This is a genomic window from Ktedonobacter sp. SOSP1-52 (assembly GCF_016587395.1).
The window spans coordinates 62,787-82,807 of the sequence record NZ_BNJH01000003.1; the positions used below are offsets into that span (position 1 = coordinate 62,787).

Here is a 20,021-nt window from a genome sequence, read left to right on the forward strand (position 1 = left end):
GGCTTCTATCCTGGTATGAGGGGAGGGATAGAGAATAATGGCCTGGAAGGTGGGCATTTGCCCACCTTCCAGGCCATTATTCTCTATCCCCGAGCGCCGCAGGCGCGAAGGGATAGCGTTTAGCGCGAGAGTTTACGCGTGGGGCGTCCGCGTCCGCGGACGGCTGGTGGATAGTAGGTGGGGAGTGCTGAGATGATGTCCCCGATGCGCAGTTGCACCTGGAGGTAGCGGTGCCCCTCCCGGTGATAGTGAGCGAAGAGCATCAGGCTGTGGTGAGCAATGACATCGGCGTCATCGGTATGGCGCGAGAGGAGCATTTGCCCCCCTACGGACTCCTCGGCTGTCGTGACGGCCATTTCTTCGCCATCGTCCCCCATAACCAGCTTGCGAGTCTCACGCTTCTGGGGTCGATAGGGCCAGAGTATCAGGGCAATCGACTGCCCCTTGAGGCGTTGCTCGCGCAGGCGATCACTGAGATAATTGGCGAGCTTGCGCGCCGCGGCACAGGCTTCATCGGCATCTGCAGCATGATGGAAGCGGATGCGGGCATTTTGGCTGAGGGGTGGCACATCGGGAATAACCAGGCTGATATCTTCTCCTTGCGCGACATGATAGAGCCAGCCTCCAAGGCGTCCCAGGCGGCGTGCAAGCCCATCTTCAGTCAAAGTGGCGATCTGGGCAAAGGTCGTAATGCCAAAGTCACGCAGGTGCGCAAGCATCTCGGCGACCGCGATGGGATCAGCCTGCTCGCTTTTCCCCTCGATATCGGGTGTGTGGGCGCGGCTGGCCTCATTTGTTTCTGCTAATTCGGGGAGTGCGCCGGGAATGCCGGTTCCCGCTGAGCGCAGTTGGAGCAGCATCGAGAGCGGGAGCGTCTGGACGAACGATGCCTCACGCCCGGGTGGAATATAGAGTACGCCCTGGCGTCCATCGCGCCGGCTCATAAGTGCCGCCAGTTCGGCGATGGCCTTGCCATTGGCGATGCCAATCTGTGCGGTAAGGCCCATCTCAGCGATTTCAGCGCAGAGGCGCTCGCCCAGGGTCACAGGCGAATCAAACGCCAGTTCGCATCCGCGCAGGTCGATAAAGACGTCGGCCAGGGGGAGGGATTCAATGATGCGCGAATAGGCGCGGTAGCGCTCGCGTAACTTTTGTAAATAGGGCTGGTAGCGTTCATTGGAGGCAGGCAAGAAACGCGTTCGTGGAGCGATCCGGTGCGCACGTCGTAGCGGCATACCGGGAATAATGCCCAGGCGTACGGCTGCGGGCGAGGCATCAATGACACGCCCGGGTTCATTGGGGCGTCCGTTCCCGGTCCCGATGACAAAGCTCAAACCGCGTAAGGTTGGATCGAAGATCTCTTCGAGCGTGCAATAGAAATTACGAATACGCACATGCATCACGCCCTGGCGCAAGCGTGCGCGTTCGGCGGCTCGTGCAGCCTGCTCTGGCGACATGTCCACGCCATTATCGACGGGAGCCGCGTCTTGTGCTAGCTGGTCTACATGCAGCAGTGAGTGGGTTGAGGGTGGTGCTGAATGAATGGGTGGTTGCATGTTATTCTTCAAAATTCTTTGCTACTTCTGCTATTAATTTCTTCTATGAATAGGTGCCGCTCTGCCCGGTAGGCAGCATTAGCAAGCCTACTAATACTAACGTAAGCGATGAAGCTGTTCGCGTACGAATTCTTCCGTCGCAAGCGGTTTGCACTCCTCATTGTGATACGCCAAATGCACTGTGTCAAGTCTTCTTCGCTTCTACTTTCGCGCCTGCGGCGCTCAGGGGTAGGAGGGAAGGGCATGTGGCACGAGCGAATACCCGTGCCACATGCCCTTCCCTCCTACCCTCGGCGAGCTTGCGAGCTGAAATGAATGACTTTGGCGCAACTCTGTTTTTTGAGAAGAGAAAGGCGTGACAGATGTAAGCTGTATCAAGTACAATAGTAGTAATGGTATTAGTAAAAATAGGATGTGGAGGTGGAGATGGGGCAGCAGGAAGTATCATCCTCGATGGCAAATGGGCAATTTAAGGTTGAAACTGTTCAACGCTTAGTACAAACCTTGCTCTCCCCCTTACAGGTGTACTGTGCGTACACTACTGAACAGGGGAGTAATCTTCAGACCTTGCAGTTGTGTGTCTATCATGTCCTCGTTACGATGCAGGCCCTCTATCAGCATCATATACCAGCATTAGCGCAATTGCGAATGCCAGCAGCGGTGGCCCAGAGCGGCCAGGTGGGGGAGACACGCGAGAGTGTTGAGATTTTCGCGCTTCGCTATCAGTGCTGGCAACGTTTGCGCGAGATTGAGGGGCAATGCGTACGCCTGTTGCCCTGGGCTCATATGCTGAATACTATTCTTACGATGATGCTCGATCAAGTTGAGCGTTTGCCGGAGCCCCAGCAGGGACAGCAGACGCTTGCTCGTTCCCAGTCTGAGAAGGCTACTGCTCTGTCCCGGCGGGCTGGGCATGACCTGGTAATACCTATGAAGGGCTGGCTCGACGTGTATACACGCCAACCTGTTTTTCTATCCATCCTGGGCCAGAGTGGCCTGGCCCCTGATACGTTGCAGCACCTGGATAGAGACCTCATAAGCTTTTTGCAGGTAGCGATCAACATGTTAGAGGAGACCTTTCCTAAAGTGGTTGAGACACTTCCCGCGCGTAAGCATGTTCAGGCCCTGGTGCTCCTCCAATTGTTACAAAGAAATGATTTCTTAATCATGCAAGCTGTCTCCTTACAGCGCGCCTTGAGCTTGCTGCGGCATCAGAACGTACCCGCGGGTAAAACAGAGTGAATATACTGATCTTAACCAACAGGGAAAACTTTTAACGCAAATACAACCTGTTTCGCTGTTCGATGTCCAGCCTCTTGCGGTATGCTTATGTCGGCATGTATCCATGCAAGAATTCAGAGGGTAGAGGAGTTATAGCATGCGCGATCAGGGGGCGTCCAGACTAGTATACCCCCCATCTATGAATGCATATGCATATGTAGATCTTGGGGCGTTACACGAGTTGGAGGATGCGGTACTGGCGCTCTGGCAGCGTGAACAGAGGGAACTGGCGCTGGTCTCGTTTACGTTTGAGTTTGAGCAAGCCGAGCAAGCTGCTAACGGCACACGTGCCCTCGTGGAGCGTGTACGTGCGTTTGTGCGCAAGACAGACCAGGTCTTTGTGTTAGGAGCAAGCTGCTACTTTCTACTGCCTGGGGCGAGGCTGGAGGGCGCGCGCATCGTCCAGGAGCGCCTATGGCAGGCGCTGCTCTGGCATGTGCATGAGCAGGAGTTGGACACAGGAGAGGGTCCCATGGCGATGCAAAGCAGCCTGAGGACCTTGCCAGATGCACCACAACGAAGCGGACAAGTGGTGCAACTGGCTTTACGTGAACTCCGACAGGCATCGCGTTCCTTTCAGTTCTATCAACGGCAACTTCTGCATCCACATGAGGCCCTCTCCTCTCCATCTGGACCTGATGACCTTGCTCGCCTGGCTCAACGTATGGGTGTTCCCTATCTTTCCTCGCTTCCAGGCAACCTCCCAGTGCAGGTGCGGAACCTAGTAAGCAAGCAATTGGCGCAAGAGCTTCAGTGTTATCCCCTTGGCTGTGAAGACGATGTCTTGACGGTCGCGATGGCTGACCCCCGCAATGAGGCCGCCCTGAGCCGTTTACAGCAGGAAACTGGTTTGATGATCTACCCAGTTCTGACAAGTAAGCATGAACTCCAAAGTGTATGGTTGTAGGGATGTTGAAATAAAGCCGCTCCAGTGACTATAATAACCTGAAACATGTCTTGTATACAAGCATGATGTTTTACATTATCCCCTCTCTCCGGCGGTGCGGTTGAACTGTGCCTTAGAGCTATATTTGTCAGAAAGGTTTAACAACATGAGGATACTGGTCACGGGTGGAGCTGGTTTTATTGGTTCACATATTGTTGATCACTATATTGTCGCGGGCCACGAGGTGGCGGTGGTCGATAATCTCTGGTCGCATGGGGGTGGCAACCTGGCAAACCTCAATCCACAGGCACAATTATTTCGCGCCGATATTACCGATGAAGAGTCCCTGGCCCATATTTTTGATGCAGTAAAGCCCGAGGTGGTGTGTCACCAGGCCGCCCAGCACAGCGTAGCCGTTTCCACAAAGGACCCCAAACTCGATGCGCACGTGAATGTCTTTGGTTTACTTTCTATCCTGAATAACTGTACCCGCGTAGGAACGCGTAAGATTATCTTTGCCTCTTCGGGTGCGACCTATGGCACGCCTACGCGTTTGCCTGTTGACGAGGATGTAATGCAGCGTCCAGAGTCGCCCTACGGCATCACCAAAATGGTCGCTGAGCACTATCTGCGCTACTGGCATGAGGCCAATGGCCTGACGTATACCGCTCTGCGTTATGGCAACGTCTATGGCCCACGCCAGGACCCGAATGGTGAGGCGGGCGTCATCGCTATTTTTGCCAAGCGCTTCTTAACGCACCAGCCTGTGCGCATCGATTGGGATGGCGAGCAGAGTAAAGATTATGTCTATGTGGCCGATGTGGCTCGCGCCAATGTGCAGGCCCTTACGCGTGGCGATAACGAGATTTTTTGTATCGGCACAGGTAAGGCGGTCTCGGTCAACGGTATTTATAAGACGCTAGCCGCGGTTACTGGCTATGAACCAGAGATTGTGCGCGCTCCCAAGCGTCCTGGCGACCTCTATAAATCGCAATTTAACTGTGGCAAGGCTGAGCGCCTCCTGGGTTGGAAGCCAGAGGTCTCCTTTGAGGAGGGCGTGCGCGCAACCCTGGCCTTCTTCCAACAATAGAAATTGCTGGCATGGACTCCTCCCGCCCACAATGGGAATTGTAGGGTCCATGCTGGCATGGACTTAAATCCTCGCTATGTGAGATGCACACTCTTTAGGTCGCATCTCGCGAAGGTTAGGTTATGAGTCCATGCCAGCATGGACCCTACAAGTTTATTTGCATATCCGCCAGAAATCGAAGTGGGTAATTAATTTCCCTGTTATTGGGAATAAAATTTCTCACGGAAAATGTTCTCTCTTAATGGTGACCTTCTTGCCTGAAAGGTTGCTGTTCAAGGTTTTTTTCTTGCTCTTTACCATAAAGAAGAGGGCGTTTCAGAGTATACATTATGAAGGAGTGAGTACATGGCGGATAATCGCAAAGTGCGCGTTGCCATCATTGGTGTTGGGAACTGTGCCAGTTCCCTGGTGCAAGGCGTCCAATATTACCAGAATGCCAAAGAAGATGATTTTATCCCGGGCTTGATGCATGTCAACCTGGGTGGTTATCATATCCGAGATATTGAGTTTACCGCGGCCTTTGATATCGATACCAACAAGGTTGGCAAGGACCTGAGCGAGGCCATCTACCAGGAACCCAATAACACCTATCGTTTCGCGGATGTCCCTTACCTCAACGCCAAAGTGTACCGGGGCATGACGCATGATGGCCTGGGAAAATATTTGTCCAAAGTGATCACAAAGGCGCCTGGTTCAACCGCTAATATCGCGCAAATTCTTCAGGATACCAAGACCGATGTGGTCATTAACTACCTGCCGGTAGGCTCTGAGACAGCAACCAAGTGGTATGTTGAGCAGATCTTGCAGGCGGGTGTGGGTATGGTCAACTGCATTCCAGTGTTTATCGCCCGCGAGGAGTACTGGCAGCAGCGTTTCAAAGAGGCCGGAGTGCCGATTATTGGCGATGATATCAAGAGCCAGGTTGGTGCCACCATTGTGCATCGCAAGCTAGCGCGCCTCTTCCGTGAGCGTGGCGTCAAGCTTGAGCGCACCATGCAGCTCAATGTCGGCGGCAACACCGATTTCTATAACATGCTGGAGCGCGAGCGCCTGGAGTCCAAGAAAGAGAGCAAGACCAACGCGGTCACCAGCCAGCTTGACTATGAACTGGGAGGAGACAATGTGCATATCGGTCCCTCCGATTATGTGGCCTGGCTTAGCGACCGCAAATGGGCCTATATCCGCCTGGAGGGTCGAACCTTTGGCGATGTGCCCTTGAACGTTGAACTCAAGCTTGAGGTCTGGGATTCGCCCAACTCTGCAGGCGTTGTCATCGATGCCGTGCGCCTGGTGAAGCTTGCCATGGATAATGGCATCAGCGGCACACTGGAGGCACCCAGCGCCTACCTGATGAAGTCACCATCAGTCCAGTACTCAGACGACATCGCCCGCGACATGACCGAAGCCTTTATCCAGGAGATGGCCGGCGCGCAGGGGCAAGCAGAAGCAGCCTTTGAGCAGGCCAACGGCCATAAAGCAGGGGCGCAAGTCAACTAGCAAACGCCATATGCAACTTTTTCTGGGATAGCCGCAGGTAACTTCTTCCGGGTAAGTAGAGTGATGGGTCCAGGCAGCCGAGACAGCATCTTCCGGGTAAGTAGTGTGATGGCTCCAGGCAGCCGCAGGCTGCCTGGAGCCATCACACTACTTATTCTCAAGCGAGCTCCGCAGGCGCGAGGAGTCACGCGGACTAGCAAAAAGAAAAAGGAGGTAGTGCAGAAGAAAACTCTTCTACACTACCTCCTCCTTGTGTATGCGGTCCACGTAATAGAGCTAGCGTTGCTGTAGGGGGGAAGAATTCTGTACGGGTGTCTCGGGCACAGATCGTAGCAGCTCCTCGCGCACGATGCTAACATCTGGAGGAGCGCTAATCCCAATTTTGACGCGCTCGCCTTCAACAGCCAGCACCGAAATGTTAATTACACCAGCAAGCACTATACTTTCGCCAACTTTTCGTCGCAATACAAGCATGCATAGCTCCCTTCATCAGAAGCAAATTCCAGGCGTCCCTGCGCTGCGAGGCTTCTCAATGCGTGTGCGTGAGGGCGCCGCATTAGTAAAATGGCAAGTCACGATGTGCCCTTACCATTGCCAGTTTCAAACGCAAGGCCCGTAGACAATGGGTATCGTTCGCACAATCTGCTCATCGATATAAACTTACACGAGATAAGTTTCATTTCTCAGTATACATTCTGCTACAACCATGCTCTCTACGATGTAGGTACCATTCTGAACTTGTGCCTGAAGTTCTAGAATGCGCTCAGTGCGTCTTTGAACCCCTTCTTCATAGGTGGGCAGGTTATAGAGAACGACTGCACGGTTTGGGGCCGTATGAAAGATTATCTGCTGTGGGTGGCATGGAAAAGCTTCATGGACAGGTGCCTCCCATGTCGTATAGGATATGACCCGATTTTCAAGCCGTTTGTGCTCTACATATTCATGCTCAAAACGAGCATTCATAATATTCTCTCCGTCGCGTTACTGAGAGGGTACTCTCATTATACCGCTAACCCCCTCGGGGTGTCTTTATCTACACATTGTTATCGACAACCCAGACGCCTTCATTAGGAGAAAAAACGGTGGAAACTCGGGTCGCTACGAGAATTACTGTTTGTGAATATGACGCTCACGCCTACCCTTTTTAGTGTGTGCGCGTCGTCTCCATATGATGTTTCCCACCCGAATGGTGGTAGGCATATACGGACTGCGCTTCGCCCTCGCTCTTTGCTTTCCCCTGCTCCTTGCTGGGAGCTGTTTCGCCCGTCTGATAGGCGCCCAAGGTCGAGCGGAGCCGTACGAGGGCCTGCATACGTAGCTGACAGACACGAGACTCCGATACATTCATTATACGACTGATTTCCTTCATGGTTAGCTCTTCCTTGTAGTAGAGGGAGAGCAAGAGCTGTTCACGTGGCGGGAGATGCTGGAGGGCTGTAGAAAGGGCCTGAATTAGCTCTTCGCGTTCAACTGCTTCACCGGGATCTTGCTGACTCTCATCCTCTAGCATATCACCCAGGGAGGCGCTCTCATCTTCCTGAGTGCTTGATCCCAGCGGGGCATCCAGTGAAAGCACCGAGACGCTCATCTCCGTGAGCATCTGTCGATAGCGTTCCACGCTGACATCCAGTGCCTTAGCGGCCTCTGCCTCGTTCGCGGGCCGTCCCAGTTGCTGTTCCAGCTCGGCGTGAGTCCGTTCGATCTGGCGGATACGTGAAACGGATGAACGAGGAAGCCAGTTCAGTTGGCGGATCTGGTCAATCACGGCTCCACGAATGCGAGGAGTAGCAAAAGCCTCAAAGCGCACCCCTCGTGATGGATCGTAGCGGTCAATCGCGCTGATGAGGCCGATCATACCATAGCCGATGAGATCCTCGCTATCCATGATACTGGTTGGAGGGATGCCTAAGCGGCCAACCGCGAGACGTACGAGAGGCGCGTACATAGTAATCAACTCATTCCGGAGTTCTGAGCTTTTATGTTCCTGGTATCTTTCCCAGATTTCACTCAAGGTAGCCGTTGCCTGCATGGGCTTATTGCCACTCCTTTCAGCAGAAATAATCTCTTTCTGCGCTCTCCTTCTTCTGCTCTTGGTACATAAAGTGTAGTAGCGATGAGTGGCAGAGGGACATTGACTCTAGTCCCTGGTTTGGGCAACAAAAGTCCCTAAGCCATATCCCTCTCAAGGGACTATAAAGTTAGGTGTAGAATGCCGATAAGGAAAGCTAGAGTAGCACCTTGATGAGCCGTGCTCTTGCATGCAAGCTTAAAAGGCGAAAGATAACAAGGAGAAGAGATGCTTATGTCGAATTCACATGATCCATCAATGGGTGGTGATTTTTATGAACAGCCTCACGAGGGGCTTAGGCACTCCCCAGCGATGGACCCTGAGGTCTCGGCGAGGGAAATTGCGCGTGAGCAGGTCCTCCTGCATACCTTGTTAGAGCAGGGCTTCCTCTGGGATGAAGCCATAAAGCTCATCAGGATGCGTGAGCATTTGTATGAGAATACGGAGATGCGCCAGCGCATGGCTGAAGATTGTCATATCCAATTTGCTCGTTGGTTGTATGAGCAAGGCGAGTTAAACGAAGAATAAATCCGCTCTAAAGTGCTTGTCAAGGCAGGGAAGATGTGTTATACTGCGTGGCGGAGAGGTGTCAGAGTGGTCGAATGTGCCGCTCTCGAAAAGCGGTAGGGTTAATAGCCCTCGCGGGTTCGAATCCCGCCCTCTCCGCTTATCCTGGAGGAGTCTCATAGTGGTCTAGTGAGCACGACTGGAAATCGTGTAAGGTGATGAGCCTTCGCGGGTTCGAATCCCGCCTCCTCCGCCATCTTACCTCGCATCAAATACTCCGACTATATTCTAGTCGGTTTTTTATTGCCCACAACTTCAGAAACAAGTCACAAAGCCAGAGAGGAGCCGCGTGTCGCACGACACGCGGCTCCTCTCTGGCTTTTCTTACTCTTCTGGGGGTTCAGTATGAATTGTTACAGTGTCCAGGTAGGGATGCGCACGGCGTAGCGCACGCTTGGTCTCTTCGGCCCAGGTGTGGACCTGGCTGAGCGGGGTGTGTGCCTCGCAGGTAAGATGCAATGTGACATCCAGTGCCTCAGGTGGCGCCAGCGTTAGGGTCGCTGGGCCGCCACTCTGCGTCTCTTGCATAGGCATGTGGTGCGTGATCCTCTGGCTCTGGTAGAGACGTACCTCGTGTGTTCGGCCCGGCCCCACAATGCTATCGGCGATGTGCGTGATGTCTGTTTGCAGCGACCGGTTCGCGTACGTGACCTCCTGGCGGTAGGCAATAGTGTTGTCGGGAGCCTCGATATGCGTGGTGACGCGGCGGAGGAGCGCGTTATGCTCCATAACTATCCGCTCAAAGTGGGAGGCCTTGGTATGGGCCTCGCGCAACGTCATATCTGCCTGTACCTCTACATCCAGGTCGACTTCGAGTTCGCCATTGACCTTGCGCACATGGATGTTATGCGCGTGAATTCCCTGAAGTTCGGCCAGGTAGCGAATCTGGTCTGCCACGCTTTCATTCGGCGATGCAATAGGCTCGATATGCACGATGACATCATATTCGCTCTGTGGCGAGGCTTCGCGCGTCGCTTCGATGGCCTGTTCCTCAATCACCTCGCTCAAGACGTGCGTCTGTTCGAAGGGCAGCGTACGCGGGGCCGCGATTACAATATCCATAAAATGCTTATTGCCTGCGCGGCGAATGCGGGTGCGGCGCACCTCGAGGACGTTGGGCAGGGCGCGCAGTTGTCTCTGTAGTTTGGGTGCTAACTCGCCTGGGGCCTTATCGAGCAGGGCGTCAAGGGTCTCACGTATCAGGCGCGTGCTGACCCAGATCACGATGCCAGAGACGCCCAGGGCCGCGACGGCATCGGCCTGTCCTAGCCAGCCTGGCAGGTGCAGGTAGTTCGCCAGCGCGACGATTCCCAGCCCGATCACCACCACTGCTGAACTCCAGATGTCGGTGCTGAAGTGTAAGGCGTCGGCCTCAAGTGCCTGGCTACCATGCTTGCGCGCCGCCTGCATGAGAGCGCGTGCGCGTGTGATATCTACGACAATCGAGGTCAGCATAACGAGAAAGGCCCAGATGCTCACCTCAACATGCCCCTGCTGGAAAAACAAGCGGCCAGCCGCCTCGTAAATAATCCAGAGCGCGGTCCCAATAAGCAGAAGCGCCTCTATAAAGGCGGAGAGGTTCTCCACCTTCCCATGCCCATAGTGATGATCCTCGTCGGCGGGCTGGGAGGCGATACGTACAGCGAAGAGCGTCATCAAGGCCGCAACCAGGTCTAGTCCTGAATGTGCAGCCTCCGCCAGAATGCCCAGGCTCCCCGTCATCAGGCCGACAATAAGCTTAAAGCTTGTCAGGCCGATGGTGGCCCCTACCGAGGAGAGGGCAACCAGCGTTTTCTCACGCTCGGGTCGTGGCGTAGATGTATGAGAAGCGTTTTCGTCTTGCTGCATGTCTATCGTTCTTCTATATTCAGTCTACTTGTATGCTCATTCTTTGGGGTTCCACGGGGAAAAGTCGTACATGTTGCCTGCACGAGAACCCAGTGTTTGACGCCTGGGTTATTTTAGACGAAGAAACGCTCATTGTCCAGAGGCAGGGACAAAAGGCTGAATTTTTAGTTGAGTAAAATTGATAATTAATGGAAATAAAAAGTAGCTACTCTGTAATGTGTGAATGGGGAGCTGGCTCTGCCAGCTCCCCATTCACACATTACCCACGCTATTCTACGAGCGCGGTTCTGGCACCGGCCAGCAGGGCCTGGCGGGTTGGACTGTCAATGGTCTCGTTGACAACGATCTCCTGGGCGTGTAGGTAGTGGAGGAAGCGTGATGAGGCTCTGGTCAGGGCTGCCAGGAGGGTGGCATCTGGAGTGATGTCTTGCTCCCACCACCAGTTGGCAATCGTCCAGGCTCCTTTCTCCAGGCGCGAGTCGATACGTGCCACGAAGCGGTCACGGTAGAAGATGGGGAGGACATAGTAGCCCCAGCGACGTTGTGGTGCGGGCTTATAGACCTCCCAGATATAGTCGAAGTCGAAGAGTTGCAGCACGCCCTTGCGGTCCCAGAGCAGGCTATCGAGAGGAGCTAGAAAGCGCATCTCTTCCGCGGGCGCCTCGCTCGCGGCGTTCTCAAGCAATGGGAGAGCGCTTGTAGGCAGGTAGTAGGACCATTCCTTTTCGCCGATTTTGACATGGGTGAGCAAGCCCTCGGCGACCAGGTGCGCGATAGCTGCCTTGCGCGTTGCTGCATCGCCACAGGCGCTCCAGATCGCAGGTTCAGCATTGGGGCGCAGCAGTCCAATCGCCTGGAAGCGTCGTCCAATGATCCAGCGGTGATAGGCCTCGCGGTCCAGTAGCTCTGGCGTCTGAAAGTGCATATCGGGGATGACGCGCTCGGGTCGATCATAATAGTGGCGTCCATTGCGGCGATGGTGAGTGAGGATCAGGCCACAGACCCACATCGAGCGCAGGGCGCGCTTGGCTTTGGTCAAGCCATACCACGAATTGGCGTCGCTCATGCGTGAGCGATCCTCAAACTCGAGCGATGAGAGCGGGCCATTGGCATCCATCGCGGCCAGAATCTTCTCGGGGGTCTGGGGATCAAGATCCAGGATCTCGCGATCATGATATGGGCGGTACATCTCGCGGATAGTGGCGCGTAGAGGCCAATCGCTGATGGGAACCAGACAGGCCTGGTCTTCCCTTCAAAAATGTCATACAACAAGACTTTCTAACATACTTCCTGAATTGAATGCCCTCTTCTCAATCCCCGCATAAGAAAAATACGCAGCGTTTTCAACCACGCTGCGTATTTTTCTTATCCTCGGTATGCTTATCCCTCGTTGTTAGAGCAGTACTCAGAAGGATTGAACCATTTATGAGAGAACAGGAGGCACGTAACCACAATGGACAAACCTGCCGAGAGCATCTTGGGCTATAATAAATGTCAAAGCCTGTGCAGCAGCCTCCTGCAGAGCATTGTACGTGGGAGTACTAACTCACCACAAAAACACCTTCAACGTAAAGGAAACCTCCTCAATCGGTGAAAAATCAGGCGAATATGCAGGCATTCGCAGGAGTGAAGATGATTTACTGAGAATGGGAACAAGGAATGAAAAGTAAAGGAATATTTTGGGCCAGTTTTTTTATTGCCCTTTTGCTTATCGTGGGAAGCATCATATGGATAGCAGGGGATCAGAACAATAGCCATCAACACGATCTTTCTGTGCAAGCCACCGAGACCGCCGCGAGGAATGTAACTCAATCAGCGGTTGCATATGCATCAACCGGAACGGCTGGCTATCAGGCGACGGCAAACGCTGCAACGAATGCGTTTCCCGCTCCTTTCATTGCTACAAGTCTCTTTCATGAGGACCTGAGTCAGGTAAATAGTAATTGGGATCAGAGTGGGTGTGATTTTCAGGGCGACAGTTATCAGATAGCACCAGGCCAATCGTATTATAAGGGGTGCCCCCGTAGCGGAACGTCTCAGTTTACTGATTTTGCGTACCAGGTTGTTTTCAAAGATATGCAGAGTCAGAAGGATGGGGGAGTCGGCATTGTCTATAACGTCCTGGAAAAAGGATTTGTGTCGGCTGGTGATATGTTTCTGATCGATAAAGATGGAAATTATAGCGTAGTCACTGTCGATGTCACCAGCTCGATTAACCAATCGGGGAAGGTTTCGTTTCCCATCACCTTTCCACTTTATATTGGTATGAAAGTACAATCTGATCAGTGCAGGTTCTATGTCAATCACCACGAGGTGAAACTGGATAAGCCTCTTCAGAGCTGTCGATATCCCTTTGGAGCGGCAGCCTCGACCACTGCGCATTTTATCGAGGATGACCTCTGGAAACTTCCCAGTCAGTAGCAAGCTAGCATCATCGCTTATGGGAGTTGAAGTCGTCATCGGGATGCTCTAGAGTTTGTTATGGTAGACTCTAGAGCATGGTTTATACATATTGTTCTACCTCTGCCGTAGCAGGAGGATAGTCACACAGAGTTCATCATGGCTCAAATCTTCTGTACAGCGCTCTAATGTTGCTACTCCAGCAGTCACTTTCGAGGCAAATCTGATCATAAGACTTGCCCCCATTCTTTAGAAAAAGCGGTGTCTTTTTTACTTGGTAAGAGCCATGCATCAAAGTGCACCACTGCGGATGAAAGTCATCTATTCAGAGACTTTCAGAAGAAGTGCCGTGAAACATGGGGCATTTACCACTCCCAGCTTCGTGCGCAAACAGGGTGAATACTGTCCTCTTTTCATGGGTTGTGCCCAAAACTGGGGGTTGAAGAAAAAATGAGGCCTTCTCCGTACTAGGAAACAGAACGATGAAATCCGGAAACCTAAAGGAGAAGACCCTCATGCATCTCCAAGTATCGCTCACGTTTGACCTTTCTGCAAGCAGCAGCCTTGCGGACCTGGAAGAAGCCATTGTGACTCAAGGACACGAAAGCATGTGTCAAGCCTTGCAACAAGCCATCAAAGAGTGGGAGCAGCATCAGCGACGGTGTCCCACATGTGGAAGAGACGAGGTGCGCGTGGAAGGAACGGTTGGTCGAACGCTGCTGCTCGTCTTTGGTCGGATCCGGCTGGCCTTACGGCGCTACCGCTGTCAACACTGTTTGCATCGCTGGTGCCCCGCTCGTCGTCTCTTGCGTGATCTGCGTGGGCAACAGGTGAGCCCTGGCTTGCGAGAAGCCGCCGTACTTGCAGGCTCCTCTTGGCCCTATCGACATGCCGCTCAGCTCATGGAGCGCTTGTGTGGGGCTCACATCAGCGCCGAAGAAGTACGTCAGCTCACCATGCAGCAAGGCAATCAGCAGGCTCACGCCCAACAGCAGCATGCTGAAGAGGTGGTAGCCTCGGCCCCCAAAGAAGAGAAGGGCGAAGCGGGCGTGGCTGGCATAGATGGGGGCTGGACGCACAGTTGCGAGCAAGCAGGAGGCATGGAAGGAAAAGTGGCTGTGCTCGCCTGCAACAAGCAGGTGCAAGAGCCCAAAGCGCAGCCCGATCCTTCCCAGTTGACCTGGTATGAGCTCGCCAAGCGCAGTGCGAAAGGCAAGCGACTGGGTCCTCCTCACAAGCGAGCTCGTTGGATGCAACGACGCTATGTGGCGACCTTTGCCCCTTCTCACGCCTTGGGCTCCTTGGCCGAGGCAGCGGCACGTGAGGTTGGATTGGATGAGGAGAGCAGCGTGGTGGTGGCTGATGGAGCCCAGTGGATCAAGCAGGAAGCGCAGCGGCATTTTGCCAGGGCCACGCATATTCTCGATTGGTTCCACCTCTGGCGCGTGGTACGCAAAGCCATCCGCGAGACACAACGTGAGCAGCAGCATCCCGAGACCTGGCTCACGCAAGAGAGGACACAGATCAAAGATTGGCTCTGGCATGGCGAGGTGGACCCAGCCATCAAGCGGCTGCAAAGTTGGCAAGAGAAGGGAGAAGGCAAAGCCTTGGAAGCAGCTCTGACCTATCTGGAACATCAACGCGATTGGATAGGGTCCTATGAGGCGTGGAGACAGGCAGGCTATCCGGTGGGCAGTGGTGTTATCGAGCGAGCGGTGTCTCTGGTCATCAATCGCCGCATGAAACGAGGAGGCATGAGATGGAAACGAACCAATGCCACGGCACTGGTGGCCTTGCGAACCACCTTTCTCAATACCGATTGGCCGCGCGAACCATCGCATCGAGCATTTGTGTAGCCAACAGCCCCCGGTTTTGGGCACTACCCTTTTCATGTTATACTCAAAGCAATTGGGACAAACCGGAGGACACGAGCTGATGCTGACTCTTTCACGCGCCGAAGCCCGGCGCTTTCTGGCTAATTATCACTTTACCCCAACCGATGTGCCTGGTGTCTTTGATCGCCTGGGAACGGTGCAATATGACCCGCTTAATCCTGTGGGGCGCAACCCTGATCTGGTCTTGCAGGCGCGAGTGCCAGGCTACCAAGTAGATGACTGGCAAAAAACTGCCTATACCGATAGGGTTATATACGACTCATGGGATAAAATGGCATGTTTGGTTCCGGTGGGAGACTGGCCGATGCGAGCGATGATCCGCAGCATGCATCGACCCTACCATGACCGCGAGATCTTGAAGACACGGGTGGGGATAGCGGAGGCCATTCTGGCGGCCATTGATCGTCAGGGGCCGCTTTCGTCACTGGAGTTCGAGAAAGAGCTGCGTACGAGCATCCCTGGTCAGGACAAATGGGGCGGCGCTACACACGTCAGTCGCGCTTTACGAGCCATGTGGGTTTGCGGGATGCTTGTGACCCATCACCGCCAGGGCGGGCGTCACTACTACGACCGGGCAGAACGCGTCATTCCTCCACATTATTACAATGTGCCCGCGCCCGATGAGCAGAGTTATTACCGCTGGATACTGGCCCGCCGTCATCAAGCTACAGGGCTGCTTCGTCCCGGAGCGGAGGCTGCCATCTGGTCGGCATGTGGCAAGAGCGAGCAACGCAAGCGTGCCCTGGCTCAACTCGTCGAGTCCGGTGAGCTGCTTCCGGTGCAGGTGCATGCCGGAGGAAAACCACAGCTCTATCACATGCCTGCTAACTTACTACCGCTACTTGATAATCCTGCATCGGAGCCTCGCGTGCTGTTTCTAGGGCCGCTGGACAGCTTTTTGTGGGATCGCAAGGCATTGCAGCAGATTTTCGACTTTGATTATGTTTGGGAAGTCTACAAGCCAGAGCCACAGCGCCGCTGGGGCTATTATGTGCTGCCGGTGTTCTACGGAGATCGCTTTGTGGCCCGGCTAGATAGCCGCCTGGAGCGAGGAAGTTGGACAATTACCCGTTGGTGGTGGGAGCCGGATGTGACGCCCACGGCTGACCTGCTGGATGCGTTACAGGTAGCCGCCGTAAACTTCGCCCGATACCTGCGTGCCAGCAGTGTGCGTGTTGAAGAGGGTGTAGCGCCCTCGGTCCGTCAGGCAATGACGATTGAGTAGCAAGCAGAGGAGGTTACTCCTTCTCTCCCCGCCTTTTAAGGTGTCCCAACCAGGTGCGTGCCGATGGGATCGTCCTGTTGGTCCATCATGGAATGGCAGAAGATCGAACTGAAGGCGCTGTTCGGCTCGCCTGCCGCATAAAACATATACGCAGCACTCTTTCATGGAGTGCTGCGTATATTTGCTCTACCAGATGCGGGATTACTCTGCTTCGTTGTCATTGTGCTTCCTAAGATAGGAAGCAATATATTTCTGTAGCTTCTCCAGCTCATCCGGCCTCAACAGGGACATGGCAATATCAAGCGGAACCTCTATTTTCGCTCCCTTTTGCAAGTTCAATGCTTTATCAAGGCCGGTCTTCTCCAGAAAATCAAAGAATGCATCCACCTGAATAACGAAAGCAGTATCGTCTTCGCTTAGTTCGATTATGGGATCGATAAACGGAAACATATTGTCGAGCATTTTTAAGCGCCTTTGTATGACGATAAAATGTCGTCCAGCTTTTCCCCTGTGATAAATTTAATGGACTCAATGATGGGTGCGCCATTAGATGGTCTTGCAAATTCGTTTTCGTGGTATTCCTGAATGAATTCGCATCTGCCAGTTTGTATGGCACGCCGAACATCTCTGAGGTTCTGGCCTTTAACCTCTACAGCCATATAACTATAAATCAGGGTGAAGGCGTCGTCGTAGTCCGCGCTGAATACCGCAGCCATGAAGAAGCGGGATTGCGGCGACTGCGATGGCTGCATGATGCAGCGTATCTCGGTATAGGGCGCTGGCTTGTTTGTCATATCAAAGGCCTCGTAATGCCTCTTTCCTGCTGTGTCTTTGCTAGCCTTGTTGGCCGCTTTCGGGGATAACGACTCCCTGCGGAACTGCGCTAAAGGGTCGCTCATTCCGTTTACCTTTCTGGCTCCATGTCCTGCTCTTGTTCCGGCTGTTGCTCGTCCAGGTGCCGCTCATACTCTTTCCAGTCTTCTTTAGTTGGTTCGTATGCCCCCTCAGCGATCTCTTGAGTAAGGCTGTTCCCTCCCATTGATGGGTAGAGATGGCCTGAAATGAGTATCTGTTGGTATGCATTGCCGATACTGTTATGAACGTCCTGAAAACCGTTTCCTGCCATTATATACGCGCTCTGCGCAGCCCGCTTTGTATCTTCCCAGCTTGGCATGTTTTTCTCCTTTCAAACTAATCATGACGTACTGCTCGAATAAGAGATAATATCATTATAGAACAATAAACTGGAACATACCAATTCTTCTAGCAGTGAGTTACCCACACCCCTACAGCACTCAATGGAATTGTGCGGGGTATGGATAACTCATGATTGAAGGGACGCTTTTATAGTATAAGAAGGGAATAACCCTGTAACCCGCAGAAATCCTAGACCAACTCCGCCAACTTTTGTGGGAACTTCCGCCAACTCTTGTGGATTTTCCCGCCAAAAAACAATAAGAAAAGTGGCGGAACTTCCCCGAGTATCTGACACATAATCCGCCAATAGTCAGTAAAAAATCTGAGGAATATTCCGCCACAATTTACTTGCAAAGTTGGCGGAACTTTTGTAGCTTCGTGGCAGCAATTCCGCCAAAATGGGGATAAATAATGTCGCATTCACGACAAGACGAAACCAATAAATCTGCGCCGTTGACGAGGTATGGTCATCCGATTTATGAGGTAAACCCGTCACTTTCCGAAGCCCTTCCTGTTCGCATAAGGACGAATAAACCCAATAAACTCGGCGGAGCCTATATGGTTGCGCCTGGTACTGGAGAAGTGGTAGGTCGCGGGGCGTTTGCCTTTGTTGAAGAAAAAGAAGTAGATAGTGAACAATTTGTAAAAATCTACCTTGCGGGCCTCCGGCAATATGGAGAATTAAGCAAAGCCGGTGCTACCATTTTTGAGTTTGTTTACAAAGAAATCAGCGGTCGCGATTCTAAGGATAAGGATACCGTAACCCTGAATTTTTTGCTAGCACAACGATGGAAAGCAGATCTTTCACGGCGCACTTATGAGCGTGGCATGAATGAGCTTCTGGAAAAAGGATTTCTCTACCGCTCCTTGGCTGCTGATGTGTATTTTGTGAACGTGCGGTTTATGTTTAACGGCGACAGGATGGTGCTCGTTCAGAGTTACAGACGGAAGGGATCTATCGCGGCTGCACAGACGGAGTTACTACTTCTGGAGCAACAAAAATAGAGGCGGCCTTCTCGTTATGGGGAGAGGCCGCCTTACAGTTTCTTATCCATGCAACCCAACTATTGCCGCCTGCCTTATGCTAGACATCGGGCACCTTTAATGAATTTCATGGCTTTTCTTTCCAATTCTCTTTCGCGATTTCTGATAACAACATTATACAGGGGTTTCTCTGTAATTATCGCCTCTATTCTCAGTTAATCTGAGCCGGAGAACGGGTGTTATTGCGAGCACGGTCATTTATGTTTGCAAGCTCTTACACATAGCTGCTTCTCTTGTAGGAAAAGCCTTGATTTCAATATTACGAACGCTGCGAAACCATTTGGCTCGCCCTTCATGCTCACTTCTTCACAACACCGCATTCCGCGATATGCCCACATAAAGCAGGCCGCGATTAGCATCAAAATGTCTATAAAGATAAGTTGTTTCGGTCATAGATTACTCATCCGCAATACGACTGAGGCCGTATTTTGCGAAGAAGTCATTGATAGCCTCGATAAGCAATTTCTGGACTGTTTCGCCTTGCTGAACGGACAGTAATTTGAACTGCTTCGCCGCCTCCGGCAAAACATGTGCCGCTATGAATTGTCTGCCTTCCCTGCCCTTTGTATTTTTATGTTTGCGCGGTTTGGTGTTTGCGCGGTTTGGTGTTTGCGTGTTTTCTCGTAAACCTGTTTCGGTGTTTGTGATTGTATTCGTATTGAATGTGAGGGGGGCGCGGGTCTTCATGTTCTACCTCAAACGTGTTTGCGTGTTTTTATGTTTGCTTGTTTGCACACCCATTTAAAAAGGGCTTCAATCTCCGCTGCCGCCTTACCTTTAGGGTCAAACTCTTGCGCTGTACGACCATCATTAATGGCGTGTGAGAATGCGACCAGGTGGTGAAGAACTGGATCGGCCACCTGTATGCCGCCTTTCTTCAAAGCTGTTTTTGCTTCATCAACCAACTTTCCTTGGGATGGAACGGCATTCAATATGATATAGGCGGGTTTGCCCGCAACAGCCGCTAAGCTAAATGTGGTGCCTATGGCGTGCAAATCAAATGCCGATGGGCGACATGGTATCAATATAAGGTCGGCAGCTTTTGCGGCTGCCAGAGATGCGGTATCGGTATTAGGAGCGCTATCCAGGATAACCAAGTCAGCCTCTTGCGTCTCGGCCTGTGCTATTAATCCTGATAGCCTTGGAGCCTGCGCAGCAAATACAGCGGGATAAGAATTACTTCGCCTGTCGGACCAGCTCGCTGCGGATGCCTGTGGATCGAGGTCAAAGAGCGCTGTCTTTAATCCGTGCTGCTCTGCTGCAACAGAAAGATGCACAGCAAGGGTTGTTTTGCCAGAGCCGCCTTTCTGGCTGATGATGGCGAGTGTTTTCATGTTTGCACGTTTTATTGTTTATGGGTTTTAGTGCTTTTACCTATACGTGCAAACTCGCAAACACTCAAGCAGTTTATTCGCCCTTATATTTCGTCGCTGTTTGGTTTTTAGCCTGGTGAATATCGTCGTCTTA

At 52.7% G+C, this 20,021-nt stretch carries 19 protein-coding genes and 2 tRNA genes; 11 read left to right on the forward strand and 10 right to left on the reverse strand.

What is annotated here, in order from left to right; genetic code table 11:
- Positions 1-119 precede the first annotated feature (119 nt).
- The gene (locus tag JMJ16_RS25910) at positions 120-1,556 is read right to left on the reverse strand and encodes a hypothetical protein (protein ID WP_201380575.1); all 1,437 of its coding nucleotides are present in this window, start codon (positions 1,554-1,556) and stop codon (positions 120-122) included.
- Positions 1,557-1,982: 426 nt separating this feature from the next.
- Between JMJ16_RS25910 and JMJ16_RS25915 the strand changes: the two genes are divergently transcribed.
- From JMJ16_RS25915 to JMJ16_RS25930, 4 genes are all read left to right on the forward strand, one after another.
- Positions 1,983-2,798, forward strand: a complete 816-nt coding sequence (locus JMJ16_RS25915; protein WP_201386277.1) for a hypothetical protein — start codon at positions 1,983-1,985, stop codon at positions 2,796-2,798.
- Between the two features lie 136 nt (positions 2,799-2,934).
- Positions 2,935-3,744: a hypothetical protein gene (locus JMJ16_RS25920; protein ID WP_201386279.1), complete on the forward strand. Its 810-nt coding sequence runs from the start codon at positions 2,935-2,937 to the stop codon at positions 3,742-3,744.
- Between the two features lie 145 nt (positions 3,745-3,889).
- The gene (locus JMJ16_RS25925; protein WP_201386280.1) at positions 3,890-4,813 is read left to right on the forward strand and encodes a GDP-mannose 4,6-dehydratase; all 924 of its coding nucleotides are present in this window, start codon (positions 3,890-3,892) and stop codon (positions 4,811-4,813) included.
- A 345-nt stretch (positions 4,814-5,158) separates the two neighbouring features.
- On the forward strand, positions 5,159-6,310 hold the full coding sequence (locus tag JMJ16_RS25930) for an inositol-3-phosphate synthase (RefSeq protein ID WP_201386281.1): 1,152 nt from the start codon (positions 5,159-5,161) through the stop codon (positions 6,308-6,310).
- Between the two features lie 276 nt (positions 6,311-6,586).
- Here JMJ16_RS25930 and JMJ16_RS25935 read toward each other — a convergent pair whose 3' ends face one another.
- Both JMJ16_RS25935 and JMJ16_RS25940 read right to left on the reverse strand, forming a co-directional pair.
- Positions 6,587-6,784, reverse strand: a complete 198-nt coding sequence (locus tag JMJ16_RS25935; protein ID WP_007907581.1) for a carbon storage regulator — start codon at positions 6,782-6,784, stop codon at positions 6,587-6,589.
- Between the two features lie 670 nt (positions 6,785-7,454).
- Complete coding sequence (locus tag JMJ16_RS25940) at positions 7,455-8,339, reverse strand: FliA/WhiG family RNA polymerase sigma factor (RefSeq protein WP_201386282.1); 885 nt, start codon at positions 8,337-8,339, stop codon at positions 7,455-7,457.
- Positions 8,340-8,612: 273 nt separating this feature from the next.
- Between JMJ16_RS25940 and JMJ16_RS25945 the strand changes: the two genes are divergently transcribed.
- From JMJ16_RS25945 to JMJ16_RS25955, 3 genes are all read left to right on the forward strand, one after another.
- Positions 8,613-8,906, forward strand: coding sequence for a hypothetical protein (locus tag JMJ16_RS25945; RefSeq protein ID WP_201386283.1), 294 nt, complete (start codon positions 8,613-8,615; stop codon positions 8,904-8,906).
- A gap of 52 nt (positions 8,907-8,958) precedes the next feature.
- A tRNA-Ser gene (locus JMJ16_RS25950) sits at positions 8,959-9,044 on the forward strand.
- Between the two features lie 8 nt (positions 9,045-9,052).
- Positions 9,053-9,141, forward strand: a tRNA-Ser gene (locus tag JMJ16_RS25955).
- Between the two features lie 128 nt (positions 9,142-9,269).
- Here the strand turns inward: JMJ16_RS25955 and JMJ16_RS25960 are convergent.
- Positions 9,270-10,793, reverse strand: coding sequence for a cation diffusion facilitator family transporter (locus tag JMJ16_RS25960; RefSeq protein WP_201386284.1), 1,524 nt, complete (start codon positions 10,791-10,793; stop codon positions 9,270-9,272).
- 268 nt (positions 10,794-11,061) lie between these two features.
- Entirely contained in the window at positions 11,062-12,027 is a 966-nt protein-coding gene (locus JMJ16_RS25965; RefSeq protein ID WP_201389157.1) for a DNA glycosylase AlkZ-like family protein, read from the reverse strand.
- Between the two features lie 425 nt (positions 12,028-12,452).
- Here JMJ16_RS25965 and JMJ16_RS25970 point away from each other — a divergent pair, with 425 nt between their 5' ends.
- From JMJ16_RS25970 to JMJ16_RS25980, 3 genes are all read left to right on the forward strand, one after another.
- Positions 12,453-13,214 carry a hypothetical protein gene (locus tag JMJ16_RS25970; RefSeq protein ID WP_201386285.1) on the forward strand — a complete coding sequence of 254 codons (762 nt, stop codon included), beginning with the start codon at positions 12,453-12,455 and terminating at the stop codon, positions 13,212-13,214.
- Positions 13,215-13,708: 494 nt separating this feature from the next.
- Positions 13,709-15,049: an ISKra4 family transposase gene (locus JMJ16_RS25975; protein ID WP_201381530.1), complete on the forward strand. Its 1,341-nt coding sequence runs from the start codon at positions 13,709-13,711 to the stop codon at positions 15,047-15,049.
- Positions 15,050-15,128: 79 nt separating this feature from the next.
- The gene (locus JMJ16_RS25980) at positions 15,129-16,313 is read left to right on the forward strand and encodes a winged helix-turn-helix domain-containing protein (RefSeq protein ID WP_201386286.1); all 1,185 of its coding nucleotides are present in this window, start codon (positions 15,129-15,131) and stop codon (positions 16,311-16,313) included.
- A gap of 201 nt (positions 16,314-16,514) precedes the next feature.
- On the opposite strand, the gene JMJ16_RS25985 is transcribed toward JMJ16_RS25980, so the two are convergent.
- Genes JMJ16_RS25985 through JMJ16_RS25995 form a run of 3 tightly spaced genes read right to left on the reverse strand, consistent with a single transcriptional unit; the run spans position 16,515 to position 17,487 of the window.
- Complete coding sequence (locus tag JMJ16_RS25985) at positions 16,515-16,775, reverse strand: hypothetical protein (RefSeq protein ID WP_201386288.1); 261 nt, start codon at positions 16,773-16,775, stop codon at positions 16,515-16,517.
- Between the two features lie 2 nt (positions 16,776-16,777).
- A complete protein-coding gene (locus JMJ16_RS25990; protein ID WP_201386289.1) occupies positions 16,778-17,212 on the reverse strand; it encodes a hypothetical protein in 435 nt (144 codons plus the stop codon).
- A 5-nt stretch (positions 17,213-17,217) separates the two neighbouring features.
- Positions 17,218-17,487, reverse strand: coding sequence for a hypothetical protein (locus JMJ16_RS25995; RefSeq protein WP_201386290.1), 270 nt, complete (start codon positions 17,485-17,487; stop codon positions 17,218-17,220).
- Positions 17,488-17,921: 434 nt separating this feature from the next.
- Here JMJ16_RS25995 and JMJ16_RS26000 point away from each other — a divergent pair, with 434 nt between their 5' ends.
- The gene (locus JMJ16_RS26000) at positions 17,922-18,515 is read left to right on the forward strand and encodes a hypothetical protein (RefSeq protein ID WP_201386291.1); all 594 of its coding nucleotides are present in this window, start codon (positions 17,922-17,924) and stop codon (positions 18,513-18,515) included.
- A gap of 435 nt (positions 18,516-18,950) precedes the next feature.
- On the opposite strand, the gene JMJ16_RS26005 is transcribed toward JMJ16_RS26000, so the two are convergent.
- Together JMJ16_RS26005 and JMJ16_RS26010 are read right to left on the reverse strand one after the other, a co-directional pair.
- Entirely contained in the window at positions 18,951-19,241 is a 291-nt protein-coding gene (locus tag JMJ16_RS26005; RefSeq protein ID WP_201386292.1) for a ribbon-helix-helix domain-containing protein, read from the reverse strand.
- Positions 19,242-19,249: 8 nt separating this feature from the next.
- Positions 19,250-19,888 (reverse strand): AAA family ATPase, encoded by a 639-nt coding sequence (locus JMJ16_RS26010; protein WP_201386293.1) that lies wholly within the window; start codon positions 19,886-19,888, stop codon positions 19,250-19,252.
- Positions 19,889-20,021 lie beyond the last annotated feature (133 nt).

Coding starts and splice junctions, on each gene's coding strand:
- JMJ16_RS25910 (WP_201380575.1), bottom strand. CDS start 1,556: ATGCAACCACCCATTCATTCAGCACCACCCTCAACCCACTCACTGCTG.
- JMJ16_RS25915 (WP_201386277.1), top strand. CDS start 1,983: ATGGGGCAGCAGGAAGTATCATCCTCGATGGCAAATGGGCAATTTAAG.
- JMJ16_RS25920 (WP_201386279.1), top strand. CDS start 2,935: ATGCGCGATCAGGGGGCGTCCAGACTAGTATACCCCCCATCTATGAAT.
- JMJ16_RS25925 (WP_201386280.1), top strand. CDS start 3,890: ATGAGGATACTGGTCACGGGTGGAGCTGGTTTTATTGGTTCACATATT.
- JMJ16_RS25930 (WP_201386281.1), top strand. CDS start 5,159: ATGGCGGATAATCGCAAAGTGCGCGTTGCCATCATTGGTGTTGGGAAC.
- JMJ16_RS25935 (WP_007907581.1), bottom strand. CDS start 6,784: ATGCTTGTATTGCGACGAAAAGTTGGCGAAAGTATAGTGCTTGCTGGT.
- JMJ16_RS25940 (WP_201386282.1), bottom strand. CDS start 8,339: ATGCAGGCAACGGCTACCTTGAGTGAAATCTGGGAAAGATACCAGGAA.
- JMJ16_RS25945 (WP_201386283.1), top strand. CDS start 8,613: ATGTCGAATTCACATGATCCATCAATGGGTGGTGATTTTTATGAACAG.
- JMJ16_RS25960 (WP_201386284.1), bottom strand. CDS start 10,793: ATGCAGCAAGACGAAAACGCTTCTCATACATCTACGCCACGACCCGAG.
- JMJ16_RS25970 (WP_201386285.1), top strand. CDS start 12,453: ATGAAAAGTAAAGGAATATTTTGGGCCAGTTTTTTTATTGCCCTTTTG.
- JMJ16_RS25975 (WP_201381530.1), top strand. CDS start 13,709: ATGCATCTCCAAGTATCGCTCACGTTTGACCTTTCTGCAAGCAGCAGC.
- JMJ16_RS25980 (WP_201386286.1), top strand. CDS start 15,129: ATGCTGACTCTTTCACGCGCCGAAGCCCGGCGCTTTCTGGCTAATTAT.
- JMJ16_RS25985 (WP_201386288.1), bottom strand. CDS start 16,775: ATGCTCGACAATATGTTTCCGTTTATCGATCCCATAATCGAACTAAGC.
- JMJ16_RS25990 (WP_201386289.1), bottom strand. CDS start 17,212: ATGAGCGACCCTTTAGCGCAGTTCCGCAGGGAGTCGTTATCCCCGAAA.
- JMJ16_RS25995 (WP_201386290.1), bottom strand. CDS start 17,487: ATGCCAAGCTGGGAAGATACAAAGCGGGCTGCGCAGAGCGCGTATATA.
- JMJ16_RS26000 (WP_201386291.1), top strand. CDS start 17,922: ATGTCGCATTCACGACAAGACGAAACCAATAAATCTGCGCCGTTGACG.
- JMJ16_RS26005 (WP_201386292.1), bottom strand. CDS start 19,241: ATGAAGACCCGCGCCCCCCTCACATTCAATACGAATACAATCACAAAC.
- JMJ16_RS26010 (WP_201386293.1), bottom strand. CDS start 19,888: ATGAAAACACTCGCCATCATCAGCCAGAAAGGCGGCTCTGGCAAAACA.